The sequence below is a fragment of the Flavobacterium sp. 245 genome, assembly GCF_004362055.1.
In the GTDB taxonomy this organism is placed as follows: Bacteria; Bacteroidota; Bacteroidia; order Flavobacteriales; family Flavobacteriaceae; genus Flavobacterium.
Genome location: NZ_SNXB01000002.1, coordinates 344,513 through 357,849, shown reverse-complemented (window position 1 = coordinate 357,849; position 13,337 = coordinate 344,513). Strand labels below are relative to the sequence as shown.

Sequence of the window (13,337 nt, the reverse complement as noted above, 5' to 3'; positions counted from 1 at the left end):
TGTTGCAATAATGCATTTAATAATACATAGAAGATTTAAAAATGAGCCATTTAATTGATAGCTTGAATCTAAATTTAATATAAAGATACTGTTTTAATAATATATTTCTATATCTTTATCAACATTGTTGAATAGGAGTAAACTCGTTTTCTAAATTTAATCTATGCGTTATTTTCGCATAAAATGAAATTATACTATGCTAAAATTTTTTAAGTACTTCATTGCTTTTTTTGTATTTCTTTCTTTTTCAGGAAAACTATATAGTCAGGCGCCAGAAATTGTGGTTGATCTTAAACAAGAAATTGGACCTATGAATCCTGTGTGGGCTTGGTTTGGTTATGATGAGCCAAATTACACTTATATGAAAGACGGAAAAAAATTGCTTAGTGAAATTGCTTCCTTAAGTCCTGTGCCGGTTTATGTACGCACGCACAGTTTGCTGGTAACTGGTGATGGAACTGCCGCATTAAAATGGGGTTCAACCAATGCTTATACAGAGGACAGCAATGGTAATCCAGTTTATAATTGGAAAATAGTGGACAGCATTTTTGACACTTATGTTTCCAGAGGAATGAAACCTTTGGCACAAATAGGTTTTATGCCCGAAGCATTGTCAACTCATCCTACACCTTATAGACATTATTGGAAACCTGGAGATCCATACACAGATATTATCACCGGCTGGGCTTATCCGCCAAAAGATTATGATAAATGGAGAAAACTTGTTTATGAATGGGTAAAACATTCGGTTGAAAGGTACGGACAAAAAGAAGTGGAAAGCTGGTATTGGGAAGTTTGGAACGAGCCAAATGGACATTATTGGAAAGGCACAAGAGAGGAATTTTTCAAGATGTATGATTATGCTGCAGATGGCCTTAAACAAGCATTACCAACAGCAAAAATTGGCGGAATAAATATTGCAGGAACCAGAGGAAAAGGCGCTCAGGAATGGACAAATGATTTTATTAAACATTGCATCAGCGGTACAAACTATGCAACAGGAAAAAAAGGAGCACCTATGGATGCTATACTTTTTCATGCAAAAGGATCGCCTAAATTGATTGATGGTTCAGTGCGAATGGATATGGCGCCACAGCTCAATGATATAGAAACGGGTTTTAAACTTACAATGTCCTATGAGGAGACAAAAAATCTGCCCATAATTATTGGCGAATCTGATCCAGAAGGATGCGCTGCCTGCGGTATGGCCACCAATCCTGAAAATGCTTATCGCAACGGTACTATGTATTCCAGTTATACAGCCGCATCTTTTGCACGAAAATATCTGTTGGCAGACCAGACAAAGGTTAATTTTCTGGGTGCAGTTTCTTGGTCTTTTGAGTTTGAAAATCAGCCTTGGTTTTATGGTTTTCGAGATCTTGCAACAAACGGAGTTGATAAGCCGGTTTTGAATGTGTTCAGGATGTTTGGAATGATGAAAGGTAACCGTTTAAATGTGAAAAGTAATCGTATGTATCCTGTTGCAGAAGTATTGAAATCGAGTGTAAGAGGAGCACAGTCCGATATTGGAGCAATCGGTACAAAAGATGCAAAATCTGCTGCTGTAATGGTATGGAATTATCATGATGAAGACAAGCCAGCTCAAGCAGAAACAGTAAAAATAGTACTCCAAAATATACCAGCCACAAAAGCTGATGTAAATATTTATTTGATTGATAAGGAAAACAGCAATTCGTACGAGGTCTGGAAAAATATGGGTTCTCCTCAAAATCCCACTGCCAAACAAATTGCAGTTTTGGAAAAATCAGGTAAATTGAAACGAATCTCAAATAAAAAAATAAAAATAATTTCGGGGCAAGCGGTATTAGATTTAAAATTAGAACGTCAGGCTGTGGCGCTTATAAAATTAGATTTTTAACTTTTTTGATAGTTAACAAGGTTTGTGAAAAGGGAAATTTTTGATGAGCAAATAAGCGAGAAAATTAAGCTACAGTATGCTCAAAAGGATGTCTGCGGAATTGTTTATAGATTTTTCAATAAAATTTGAGAAGAAAAAAAAAGTATAAGCTGATTTTTATAGATTTGTAAAATCAATGCATTCTAAAGATAAGTTGAGAAACAATAATAAAATCTAAAGACAATGAAATCTGTTACTTCAATATTTTTATTTTTAATGTTTGTCTGGTCAAGTTCTTATGCGCAATTAAGTTCAGATAAAATATTTGAAAGTTTTAAGCAAGGAGAACGAACAAACTGTTCATCGATTGCTTTTATTAAGGCTTCTTTAAATATTTATGGATTGGATAACCTTTTTGTTACTGAAAAAATAGACGACAATCTTCAAAAAATAACGCTGAAAAATAATGAGTCATTTAATCTTAATAGTGATGAAATAGGCAAAGCAAAAATTTCTGCTGATTTTATCTGCATCAAGGATAATTGTGAAAACGAGAAAATTATCGAATATGCAATATTGACTTACGCCGTAATGGCAAAATACAAGCAGATTATTGATAAAGAAGATACTTTTGACAGAGCTTTAGAGGATTTAGAGAGTGGTGAGGTCTATACTCCAACGATATACAAATATTTAGGATTTCAAAGAGGCAAGCAAATCGAAAAATTAAAAAGGGAATCAGGAAGTGAATTTTGCGGTGTTGTAGCGTGGTCTACAGCGCATGCCGTATTTGTTTGCGAAGATTATATGGACTATTACGGCAATAAAAAAAGTATTTGGATAAAATATCCGGGCCGTTTTAGAATAATCAAATCTTAAATGATTTATTATTGATTATTTTTTAATATAAAATGTAGTATTTTAACTACATAAATTACAAAGTGAAAAAATAATTGCAAAAAAGAAATTAATAAAGTTGCAATTTAAGTTAATTTATATATTTTTGTTTCCATCCAATTAACCAAATCTACTAACAAATGAAGAGCAAGATTTTCTTACTAAGTTTCCTTTGCTTCATGGCAACTGTAGCTGTATCAGCGCAGGCTAAAAATGCTCCAAGAAGTATTATCAGTACAACAGCTATTATCCGTAAATACCATGATCAAAAAGAATTGAGCGGTATGCAAAAAGGAGAACTTTTGGAATTGTATATTGAGCGTATTAAGGTTTTAGTTAAAACTCTTCCTTACATCGCTTTGGTTACTAAACCAGGAGTTACAATGTCAGACTTAGGTATTCCAGATGACGCTGAGCACAAAAAAGTATTAGATGGTCAAGCAGTTGGTACTACAACTTTCTTAGATACTACAGTAGAGTTTCAAAGAAAAATGATGCCATATTCAGATAAAGGTAACCTTATCGCTGCTATTTTGTTTTACGAAAGCACATTGAAATCATTACACGAATTCAACGATTCAATGTAATACATTGTATTCAATATAAAAGAACCTCCAAAGCTTTTTAGTTTTGGAGGTTTTTTTATGCTTAAAATTGAATGCCTAAAACATATAGGCGTGCATTATTTTTGTTTCAAAATACGGTTAAAAATCTTTTCCTTTCAATAAATTAATACTTACAGTTGCAGTATCGGCGTCTGGAAATCTTCTGAAAAATGTTTTATCAGGAAATAATCCAGCTTCGGCAGCTACTTTATTGAAAACATCAATTTCAACAATATATTGGTCAGAAAATCCATGAGTGGCATCATAAGCTGTTGCAGGAGTTTTTCCTAAATTATTGGCAGTAAGTTTGGGATTTATGGTGTGAAGTTCAATCAAAAGAAGTCCAAATTTATGAACATAAGGGGACCATTTTTGTAAATGTTCCAATAGATTATCTTCTACTAGATTGTTGCTGATTCTTTTTCCTCTAAAGGCAAATGCGCCGGTTGATTTACTGATTCTGTCTTTGTTGACGTGTTTAGGATCTTCCCAAATTCGGTTATGATCTAAAAATGTCCGTACGTTCAGCAAATCTCTTAGGTCAATATTGTAATTTTCTTTCAAGTCCTCTGAAAGCAAATCTGGACGCCCAATATCTCCCCAAATTACTTTTGCCCAAATATCAGCTTTTATAAGATTAGCTCGAGTTACTTTTAATGCTGCCTGATTATAGTCGGCTCCAACTAAAAACAATGGATATTTATCAAGTATTCTTCCTCTTAAAGTCTGCCTGTCAATTACTTCGAAAATATGTTGCAGAAAGGCACCATTTCCACAGCCCATATCGAGTATTCCTTTTGGCTGTTCTTCAATTGGCAGATTAAAAAGTTTTACTATAATTTCATCGACAATCTTGAAGTAGGTGTCATGAGCACCGCCGCTTCCCCAAACATTCATTTCACGGTCAACATGAATTTCGTTTTCGCCTTCCGTAATCATTCTTAAAACGGCCGGATCTCCAAAAATCAATTCTTCAATTTTGGCAAATGTTGGCAAATAGGACACCGTAACGCCATAAGCGCTTGCTCTTTTTGCAAAAAACAATCCCATTTCTGTAAATTGATAATTGCCTTTTTTTTCGGTAAACCATCCAAGATGCGCAAAAAAGTCTAATATTTTTTTGAAATTTTCTGGTGATTTATGAAACTCTTCTGGTTTGAATGAGGTTTCCATGAAATATTTGTGAAACATTCCTTTCATCGCCAAGCGTACTATTGTCGGGCCAATTAAATAGCCTTCAATATGCTTTAAAATTTGTTCTTGGATACTATTTGTCAGGGAGTCACCAGAAGGCAGAATACCATAATTCTTTTTATATTTTTCGAAAATTAAATCGAGTTTTTCAAATGGAGCATCTTCAAAAAGACGTGGATGAAACTGGCCTGAAAACTGAAGCAAATCAACGACATCTTCATAAAGATGAAACATTGAAAAAGCTATTTCAGTCTTTTCATTTACAGAAATTATGATTTCCTGTGTACTGTTGTGAACTTCATAATCTAAAAAGCCTTGCGAAGCCAAAATTCTCAAACCTATGTTCAAATAGCCTTCATTTGCTTTAAAAACGCTTACCAACTCTGTCAGATTTATTTGTTTTTTATCCAAAATAAATTCTAAAACGCCATTGTTTTTTAGTGCTATTGCAACTGGCGCAGTGGCTAAACCATCAAGATGTCTAAAAATGGAGCTTCGAAGTTGTGATGTGTCGTTCATAGTAAAAGAATAAAGGTTCGTTAAAAAACTCTTTTTTAATTTGGGGTGCGCTCTTGATTTGATTTAAAGCTATAGGGGATTGATTCTTTGGACGGTTTTTAAAAAATCATTCAGACATCATAAAATTAAATCATTTCCGATTATGCTGTATGGCAATGTTGATGAAGGTTGTTTCATCTTATAATTTGAAACAAACTTTAAAATAGCTGTTTAATATCGTTGCCCGTAAACAAATTTCTGTTGCTTGTAAGTATTGAATTGTACTAATATTATTAGATCATTTTGGTTTTGGCCAGTTACATATTTTTGGCGGAGGAATGTATAGCATTTTTTAATAAATGCCGATTTTGCAGTAAAAATTGTAAGACGAAATTATAGTAAAATACTATTTCAAAAAATGCAATATAGCTTCTAAAATTTCAATTCATTATTATATCTTTATCCATTACTATGGATAAAGTTTTAGAAATTTTTGGCGCAATCTTCGGCTTTTTGGCCGTTTATTTTACAATCAGACAAAATATCTGGTGTTGGTTTTTTGGTTTAATTCAGGTAATGTTATATTGCTTTGTTTTCTACACATCAAAATTATATTCAGATATGATTTTGCATATTATTTATGTATTCCTGCAGGTATTTGGCTGGTATAGTTGGAAATATGGTGGTGCCAATAAAGATGAATTGCGTATTACACTGCTTACGAAAAGAATTCTTTGGATCGGTTTAACGATTTTTATATCCCTATTGGTCGGTTATTTTATGCAGACAAGAACTGATGCATCTTGCCCTTATATAGATGCTTTTATAATGGTTGCAAGTCTAGTTGCTCAATATTTGATGATTATTAAAATATTAGAATCTTGGCTTTTTTGGATAGCTGTTGACGTAGTTGCCATTGGAGTATATGCCTATAAAGAGTTATATTTTACCGCAGTATTGTATGTGCTTTTTTTGATTATGGCAATATTTGGTTACTTCGAATGGAAAAAAGCATACAATCAAGAATTTATTTATGAGAATTAAAAATACAGTTGGACTAACATTAGGAAAATTTGCTCCTTTTCATAAAGGCCATCAACTATTAATAGAAACGGCTATTAAGGAAGTTGATGAATTGATAGTACTGGTTTACGATGATCCAATAATCAATATTCCGTTATCCATACGAGCGGGCTGGATTCGTGAAATATATCCAGAAATTACAGTTATTGAAGGCACAAATTCGCCTAACGATAGTGGGTATACGTCTGAAATTATGAAAATTCAGGAGGATTATGTTCTGAAAATTTTGGACGACCGTACAGTCTCACATTTTTATTCTAGTGAACCTTATGGCGAACACATGAGCGTTGCTCTTAAAGCAATGAATAGGCAGGTTGATATCAGTCGGCATACCATTCCAATATCAGCAACGAAAATCAGAAATGATTCTTATAAACACAAGGAATTTGTTCATCCTAAAGTATATAGCGATTTAATTACAAAAGTGGTATTGCTTGGCGCACCATCAACTGGCAAAACGACTTTGGCAGAAAAACTAGCAATCCATTTTGATACCCAATGGATGCCTGAATATGGGAGAGAATATTGGGAAAAACACCAAATAAATAAAAGACTTACTTTAGAAGATCTCTTAAAAATTGCTCAAATCCATATTGAAAAAGAAGATGCTTTGGTGTTGCAGTCAAACCAATTTTTGTTCTCTGATACTAATGCTATTACTACGTACTTGTTTTCGTTGGATTATCATGGAAAAGCGCTGAAAGACTTAGAAGATTTAGCTAAAATTGCCGAAAGCAGACACGACATAATCTTTGTATGTGATACCGATATTCCTTATGATGATACTTGGGATCGATCTGGTGATGTGAAAAGAAAGCAATTTCAAGAAAGAATAATTGACGATTTAAACGCCAGAAATCTTAAATATTATATGCTCAGCGGTAACATTGAAGAAAGAATTGAACAGGTGTCAAAAGTAGTAGCAGCTAAAGAAAACAGTAAATTTAATCTAACTTAGAAATAAAATATAACCATGTCTGATTTAATAAATAAAACAATGGGATTTTTTAAGAAAGTCCCAGAATCACCTACAAATCCGCAAGAAACTCATAAAACGACCAAATTTCAAATTGAAGATCTTTATTCAAGCGATAATGACCAAAATGAATCAAGTGATGCTGTTGCTTTGGATGAAAAACTACGTCAAGCGTATTTTTGGATTACAAATACTGCCGTTATCAGTCCGTATTATGATATAGAATTCAACGATGGCGATCCTAAAAAGTTTTTATTTGGAGACAGCAAAGTGCCTGTTTATTTGCCAACAGATCAAAGTTATTCCAGTTTTGTATTAATGCCTTTGTTGAATTTAGCTTCTAATGGCAAATGTCTTATCGTTGGAGGACCAGGCCGTGGAAAAACAGCTACTTCTGTTTTGATGGGTTTGTTGGCGGGATATGACAAAAAGGACGTAATGCGTGCTATTCAGCACGGTCAGCCTCAAATGACAATTTCAGATTTGTTAGGACATCCATTGCCTTCAGACATGGTAAAGGCTGAAAAAACTTCGGATATAAGAATTGCTTGGAGAAAATGGCTGGGTATGAGAGTGAAAATCATTGATGAATACAACCGAATTCCCACCAGAACACAATCTGCTTTATTAACGGTTCTGGCGGATAATTATGCTGAAATCTTTGATCAGATTTATGAATGCCCTGACGGCGCTTGGTATTTAACTGCCAATGATGATGCGGGCGGAGGAACGTATCAAGTAATTGAAGCTCTAAAAGACAGAATAGATATCGTGATTAGAGCCATGCACTTTAATACAAGATTTATTGATGATTTATTGCAGCGCATAGAACTCAATTTTAAGCCAGAATCCATAATTCCAGAGGAAATTATTTTTACTGAAGAAGAGCTGAATACCATAAATAAACAAATTAGAGGTATTCAGATAGAGCCCGAATTACGTAAACGAATCGAGTTTTTTTGCCGTCAGTTTGAGTTTTTTGAACCGGCATCGAATCGATTGGAATACATGACAAAAGACACGGCAAAATTGTCGGGTATAGACATGCGCACCCTTTTTAGAAAAGAAACAGGAAAAGATCCAATTAAAGATTTAGGGTCTCAGGCAAAAAACGGTTTGTCAGTCAGAAAAATAATGACTTTATTGATGTTTTCTAAGGCTTTGGCTTATTTTAGAGGCAATAAAAAAGTTGAATTAGAAGATGTGAGACAAGTTTTGCCATTTGTTTTGCATGATAGCTTGACACCACATTTAGAATCGCCATTTTTTGATCAAGCAGGCAACGAAGTCTATAGAGTGGACAGAATTGTATGGCTTCGTGAATTGTTTGATTTGTCTTGTGCTGAATATGTGAGCCAAGATTTAGACAGAAATGATCCTGTAGATAATTTTGAAGCAGAATTTAAAAAAGGACTTGAAAATATATCTTCAAAAGAAATTGATAATAGACTTTTAAATATCGAAAAACAGCTTCAGATATGGTCTCAGGAGAAAAAGCTTTATGGATACAGAGCAGATGATATTTTAAAACTGAAATATCTGCACCAGCGTTATACTAATTATAAAAGATGGCTGCAATGGAAAAAATAAGCTTTCCGCCACTCATTACAGAATTAAGCGATAATAGCGCGTTGTACAATCAATGGTACAATGAAAGTGAAATGAAATTTGGCAATTTAGATGCTCACATTATTGCCAACTGGATGGTAGAAGTTGTTGAACCTATTGTTGAAGCTATTGTTGCTTTAAACACTGCCTCAGAAAAAATTCATGAAGTAGTAAAAGCACTTTACTTGGAATCGTTGAAATTAATTGGAAGCGGTATGGCAATTCGTTATAAAGACGAGTATAAAGAAGCTTGGCTATTAATGGTACAAATACCAAATTTAGCGGTGAAATTTCCGATAAAAACCATTTCATTGCTGCATGATGTGCTTTCCAATCTTCAAGTGCATGCTCCAGAGAAAACTATAGAGTGGTGCAAACTGGTTAAGATTAGTTGTACCGAGATTAAAACGATTGAAGATTTTAAAACCGTAGGACGTATTTATGCATGGAAATGCGGTTTGGCTCATTTAAGAATTCGTTTAAAAGCTGATTTTGATGGACTTTCTGAAGGACTGCAACATACAATTGCCAAAGCTATTAATGTGCCTGTTAATGCAAATCGGTTTTTTGAAAATCCATGGAAAAATAATAAAGCAAAATTTGAAGGTGTCCAAGGCGGTTTTAAAGGCATGACTGGTTTTTTTGAGGAACCGCCATTGCTGGCTCAAATGGGAGAATATATTTTTGTTGCCGATTCAAAAAGCAGTTATGCGTTATTTGCGGATCAATTTGGCAAGGTTTTAATTCCGGCCAACACTGTTGATGCAACTGATATTTCATCAAATTCTAAACGAATTACAAGCTTAGAAAAATGGTTAGGAAGAGATAGTAATGAAATAGATACAGCTGCTATTTCATCTGTTGTAGCAACACGAGATACGTTGGTTTTTACATTAGAGAATTCCTATTTTATATATTTATACAGTCTTGGAAATGCATAAACAAGCCAAAATAGAAGAAACGCTCTCCTTATGGAAATCACATTGGCAACAGGCAAAGTTGGAATGGAATCCTATGTTGCGTTTGCAAGAACCTATTTGGTGTTTGTTGCATCAGGACGCTTACAAAGAAGGGCTTACAGGCAGTTTTGCAATGATTCGATTAACGGATCATCGCATTGTGATTAATTTAGAAGAAATCGTCGAACGCAATATTAGTAATTATCCTCTTGAAGTGCTGGCACATGAAATTGGACATCATATTTTTACGCCAGCAAATTTATATGATAATGCTATTTTATTAAACAGAATTCGTTTAGGATTGCCTGGTATCGAGGATAGGGCGCCAATGGTCGCTAATTTATACGCTGATTTTTTAATAAATGATAAGTTACAGCGCATCAATAAATTAAGAATGTCAGAAGTTTATAAAGCGATTAATTCGGAGGATAGTTTTTCGGAATTTTGGACGCTGATGATGCGTACTTATGAATATTTGTGGCGTTTAAATAGGGGAGAATTAGCAACAAAATTATCTCTTCATAGTAAAAAGATAGATTCTGATGCGTCATTATTAGCCTCTTTGATAAGAAGTTATTCAAAAAATTGGATTCATGGCGGTGGCCGTTTTGCCGTAATGTTATATCCTTATTTGATGGATGACAAAAAATTTCAAGATGCACGAAAAAAGATTCTGATACTACTAGACGCCGAGGATGCAGGAAAAGGCGCTATGGATATTTCAGGTTTAACCAAGCTTGATTTAGAAGGCTATGATGAGATAATTGATATGCGAAAAGAAGCCCTAGACTCAAAAGAAAAAAATGACGATAAACATAAAAAAGAAAGTTTAGGTTTTGAAAAAAATGAAATGGGAGGACACGGACCAAGAGAAGGTTATATGGGGCCGGGAAGTTACATTGATTTGATGAAGCAGGTCAATCCAAATGCTGATGAACAGCGTTTGATCAATGCCTATTACAAAGAAATTGCTTTACCGCACTTAATTGATTTTCCCGTAGAAATTTCTGAAAATGTATCGCTGGATTTACCAGAAGGTTTGGAAACCTGGGATATTGGCGATGCTATTGAAGAGGTAGATTGGTTGCAGTCTGCGATTTTGTCGCCTGAGCTTATTCCGGGATTAACGACGCAAAAGAGAACATATGGTTCAGATTCAGATAATTCCATTTCAAAAAAACCGCTAAATGTATATCTCGGTATAGATTGTTCAGGTTCGATGGGAAATCCGAGACACAACTTTTCCTGGCCAATTTTGGCGGCCACAATTATAGGATTGTCTGCTTTGCGCGCAGGAGCTTCTGTTATGGGATGTCTTTCTGGCGAACCCGGAAGTTATTTGGAAACAAATGGTTTTATTACAGATGAAACAGATTTGCTAACAACTTTAACTTCTTATTTGGGAACCGGTTATGCCTATGGAATTGAACGATTACGAAAACCTTTTGAAGTAAAACCAGATAAAAAATCACATATTGTCATTGTAACAGATAACGATATATTCAGTATGCTGGATGCCAATACAGGAACAAAACAAACACATTGGGAACTAGCCGAAATTGCCTTAAAAAATGCTGGCGGACATGGAACAATGGTCTTGCATTCTCCTCCTCATTATAATAAAGATTTGGTAATTCGATTGGAAAAAATGGGATGGAATGTTTATTATGTTACAAATGAGGCCGAACTTTTAAAGTTTGCATCAGAGTTTTCACAACAAAATTATGCTTATGTCTAAATATGATGTTTTTGAACTGGTTACACATTTAAGGAAATGTCCAGATTCTTATTTAAAACCGTCTGATTTTTTTGTAGCGGGAGGACTAAATTCCATTGCCTTGATTTCTGATACTTACAGGATTGTAAGCAATAATTTTTTAAAAAAGGATTTTAAAAATCCAACAAATTTCGATTTAAAGCTGATCGATGATAATCATTGGCGTTCAATTCACATTTCGACATGGCTCATAGGTCATCAAGATTTTGTAAATAATCCTCAAATAGAAAACAAATTATATCAATTTTGGTTTGAGGAACTGCTTAAGGCTACAGTTTATGTAAAGTATAATGATTGGATTTCTGATGATGAACGTGCTGAAGAAATGGTAAGATTGCTTTTATATTGCTGTGAAATTATGCCTAACGGCGAAAGTCATAATGAAGCGGCAGATAAATTAGCTTCGATAAACAGTGAAGAGCGATATAGAGTTTTAAAAGAATCTTATGAAGCGCATGAACGAATAATGAAGATTCAAAGAGAAATGGCTGAAAAAAAAGCCCGTGAAGCTGCAAATACTTATGGACGCGAATAGTGGCCCTCAAATAGCATTAACCGACAAGGAGCGTTTCCCGTTGCTTGATGATTTAAGTTTTTTAAATGAACTTAGACAAGATGCTTTTGCGCCAAAATTTAATTTTAAAAGCGGTGATAGATTAAATGCAGCACAGCTTTTAAGAGTAAAGTCTTATAAAAAGAAATATTACGATAAAAAAGTGTTCTGGAACGAGGGGCAAACTCCAATTTGGCTGAAAGACTATTTTGATTGGTGTATTAAAACTGTTCCATTTTATCAGAATAAAATAAATGATTTTGATAATTTTCCAACCACTTCCAGAGAAGATATCAGAAAGTTTCCATATCTATTTGTTTCAAATGAAGCAAATTTAGAGGAACTTTTGGTTTATCATACTTCTGGATCTACAGGTTCAAAATTAGATGTTCTTTTTGATTCGGTTTCTCAAGCAAGTTGGTTGCCACAAATCGAATCTGTGCTTGCAGCGTTTAATATTACAATAACCCAAAGTAACAATACAACTGCAATTGCTTTAATCTGCGCGCAAGAAAAAACATTGACTTACGCATCTTTATCAACCTATTTAGGAGGCGCTGGAATTTTAAAAATAAACCTAAATCCAGCAGACTGGAACCATCCAGACGATGCAAAAAAGTACCTCGAAAAATACAATCCAGAAATTTTGACAGGAGACCCAATAGCATTTATTGCATTATTAGATTTAAAACTTCAATTAAAACCCAAGGCCCTGATATCTTCGGCGATGAAATTAACAAAAGGCGCCAAAAGCAAATTGGAAGCATTTTTTAAATGTCCTGTTATAGATCTTTATTCGCTTACAGAATGCAGGAATATTGCCTTTGCATCTGGTATCGGGCATCAAGTTATTCGTCCAGATTTATATTTAGAAATTTTTGATGAACACCAAGATATAAAACTTCCATATGGAGAAAGAGGCGAATTAGTTATTACCGGTGGAAGCAACCCATTTCTTCCTTTGATACGCTATAGAACTGGCGATTTTTGCAGTTTAAAAATAGAAAATGGTGTTCCGTTTTTAGTTGATTTAGAAGCACGAAACCCAGTAGTTTTTGTAACAAAATCAGATCTTAAAATCAATAATATAGATATTTCTAATCGCTTATCTGAACTTCCTTTAGCGGGTTTCAAAATGCATCAAAGAAAAGATAAGGTAATTGAGTTTGTGGGCTATTCTAATGAAATTACATCACACGAAATTGTTGACACATTGCGCATAATTTTTAAAAATGACATTGAGATTGATGCAGAAATTCAAAAAATAGCTCAAAATAATACGACAGAAAAATCGAAGTATTCTTCCGATTTAACTTTTTAGAAGGGAAT

Annotated in this window: 11 protein-coding genes; 10 read left to right on the top strand and 1 reads right to left on the bottom strand. The window is 34.1% G+C overall.

The genetic code is table 11. The annotated features are described in order from the left end of the window. The first annotated feature begins 196 nt into the window (after positions 1 to 196). From EV145_RS04890 to EV145_RS04880, 3 genes are all read left to right on the top strand, one after another. Entirely contained in the window at positions 197 to 1,879 is a 1,683-nt protein-coding gene (locus EV145_RS04890; protein WP_133524099.1) for a GH39 family glycosyl hydrolase, read from the top strand. Between the two features lie 222 nt (positions 1,880 to 2,101). Then, the gene (locus tag EV145_RS04885) at positions 2,102 to 2,737 is read left to right on the top strand and encodes a hypothetical protein (RefSeq protein WP_133524098.1); all 636 of its coding nucleotides are present in this window, start codon (positions 2,102 to 2,104) and stop codon (positions 2,735 to 2,737) included. A 158-nt stretch (positions 2,738 to 2,895) separates the two neighbouring features. After that, complete coding sequence (locus EV145_RS04880) at positions 2,896 to 3,342, top strand: hypothetical protein (protein WP_133524097.1); 447 nt, start codon at positions 2,896 to 2,898, stop codon at positions 3,340 to 3,342. Between the two features lie 117 nt (positions 3,343 to 3,459). On the opposite strand, the gene EV145_RS04875 is transcribed toward EV145_RS04880, so the two are convergent. Continuing rightward, positions 3,460 to 5,073, bottom strand: coding sequence for a class I SAM-dependent methyltransferase (locus EV145_RS04875; protein ID WP_133524096.1), 1,614 nt, complete (start codon positions 5,071 to 5,073; stop codon positions 3,460 to 3,462). Positions 5,074 to 5,523: 450 nt separating this feature from the next. On the opposite strand from EV145_RS04875, the gene pnuC reads away from it, so the two are divergent. Genes pnuC through EV145_RS04840 form a run of 7 tightly spaced genes read left to right on the top strand, consistent with a single transcriptional unit; the run spans position 5,524 to position 13,329 of the window. Then, positions 5,524 to 6,096: a nicotinamide riboside transporter PnuC gene (pnuC, locus tag EV145_RS04870; RefSeq protein WP_133524095.1), complete on the top strand. Its 573-nt coding sequence runs from the start codon at positions 5,524 to 5,526 to the stop codon at positions 6,094 to 6,096. After that, complete coding sequence (locus EV145_RS04865; RefSeq protein ID WP_133524094.1) at positions 6,086 to 7,093, top strand: AAA family ATPase; 1,008 nt, start codon at positions 6,086 to 6,088, stop codon at positions 7,091 to 7,093. The genes pnuC and EV145_RS04865 overlap by 11 nt, the downstream gene beginning before the upstream one ends. A gap of 15 nt (positions 7,094 to 7,108) precedes the next feature. Beyond that, positions 7,109 to 8,701 (top strand): AAA family ATPase, encoded by a 1,593-nt coding sequence (locus EV145_RS04860; protein ID WP_208110893.1) that lies wholly within the window; start codon positions 7,109 to 7,111, stop codon positions 8,699 to 8,701. Next, positions 8,689 to 9,660: a hypothetical protein gene (locus EV145_RS04855; RefSeq protein ID WP_133524093.1), complete on the top strand. Its 972-nt coding sequence runs from the start codon at positions 8,689 to 8,691 to the stop codon at positions 9,658 to 9,660. Before EV145_RS04860 ends, EV145_RS04855 begins: the two co-directional genes overlap by 13 nt. Continuing rightward, positions 9,653 to 11,416, top strand: coding sequence for a hypothetical protein (locus EV145_RS04850; RefSeq protein ID WP_133524092.1), 1,764 nt, complete (start codon positions 9,653 to 9,655; stop codon positions 11,414 to 11,416). Before EV145_RS04855 ends, EV145_RS04850 begins: the two co-directional genes overlap by 8 nt. Further along, the gene (locus tag EV145_RS04845; protein WP_133524091.1) at positions 11,409 to 11,990 is read left to right on the top strand and encodes a hypothetical protein; all 582 of its coding nucleotides are present in this window, start codon (positions 11,409 to 11,411) and stop codon (positions 11,988 to 11,990) included. The genes EV145_RS04850 and EV145_RS04845 overlap by 8 nt, the downstream gene beginning before the upstream one ends. Then, complete coding sequence (locus tag EV145_RS04840; RefSeq protein WP_133524090.1) at positions 11,977 to 13,329, top strand: AMP-binding protein; 1,353 nt, start codon at positions 11,977 to 11,979, stop codon at positions 13,327 to 13,329. Before EV145_RS04845 ends, EV145_RS04840 begins: the two co-directional genes overlap by 14 nt. Positions 13,330 to 13,337: the final 8 nt, after the last annotated feature.

What these genes read in the sequence shown, in the direction of transcription:
- EV145_RS04875 (WP_133524096.1), bottom strand. Translation starts at nt 5,073, where the DNA reads ATGAACGACACATCACAACTTCGAAGCTCCATTTTTAGACATCTTGAT.
- pnuC (WP_133524095.1), top strand. Translation starts at nt 5,524, where the DNA reads ATGGATAAAGTTTTAGAAATTTTTGGCGCAATCTTCGGCTTTTTGGCC.
- EV145_RS04850 (WP_133524092.1), top strand. Translation starts at nt 9,653, where the DNA reads ATGCATAAACAAGCCAAAATAGAAGAAACGCTCTCCTTATGGAAATCA.
- EV145_RS04855 (WP_133524093.1), top strand. Translation starts at nt 8,689, where the DNA reads ATGGAAAAAATAAGCTTTCCGCCACTCATTACAGAATTAAGCGATAAT.
- EV145_RS04860 (WP_208110893.1), top strand. Translation starts at nt 7,109, where the DNA reads ATGTCTGATTTAATAAATAAAACAATGGGATTTTTTAAGAAAGTCCCA.
- EV145_RS04845 (WP_133524091.1), top strand. Translation starts at nt 11,409, where the DNA reads ATGTCTAAATATGATGTTTTTGAACTGGTTACACATTTAAGGAAATGT.
- EV145_RS04865 (WP_133524094.1), top strand. Translation starts at nt 6,086, where the DNA reads ATGAGAATTAAAAATACAGTTGGACTAACATTAGGAAAATTTGCTCCT.
- EV145_RS04885 (WP_133524098.1), top strand. Translation starts at nt 2,102, where the DNA reads ATGAAATCTGTTACTTCAATATTTTTATTTTTAATGTTTGTCTGGTCA.
- EV145_RS04880 (WP_133524097.1), top strand. Translation starts at nt 2,896, where the DNA reads ATGAAGAGCAAGATTTTCTTACTAAGTTTCCTTTGCTTCATGGCAACT.
- EV145_RS04840 (WP_133524090.1), top strand. Translation starts at nt 11,977, where the DNA reads ATGGACGCGAATAGTGGCCCTCAAATAGCATTAACCGACAAGGAGCGT.
- EV145_RS04890 (WP_133524099.1), top strand. Translation starts at nt 197, where the DNA reads ATGCTAAAATTTTTTAAGTACTTCATTGCTTTTTTTGTATTTCTTTCT.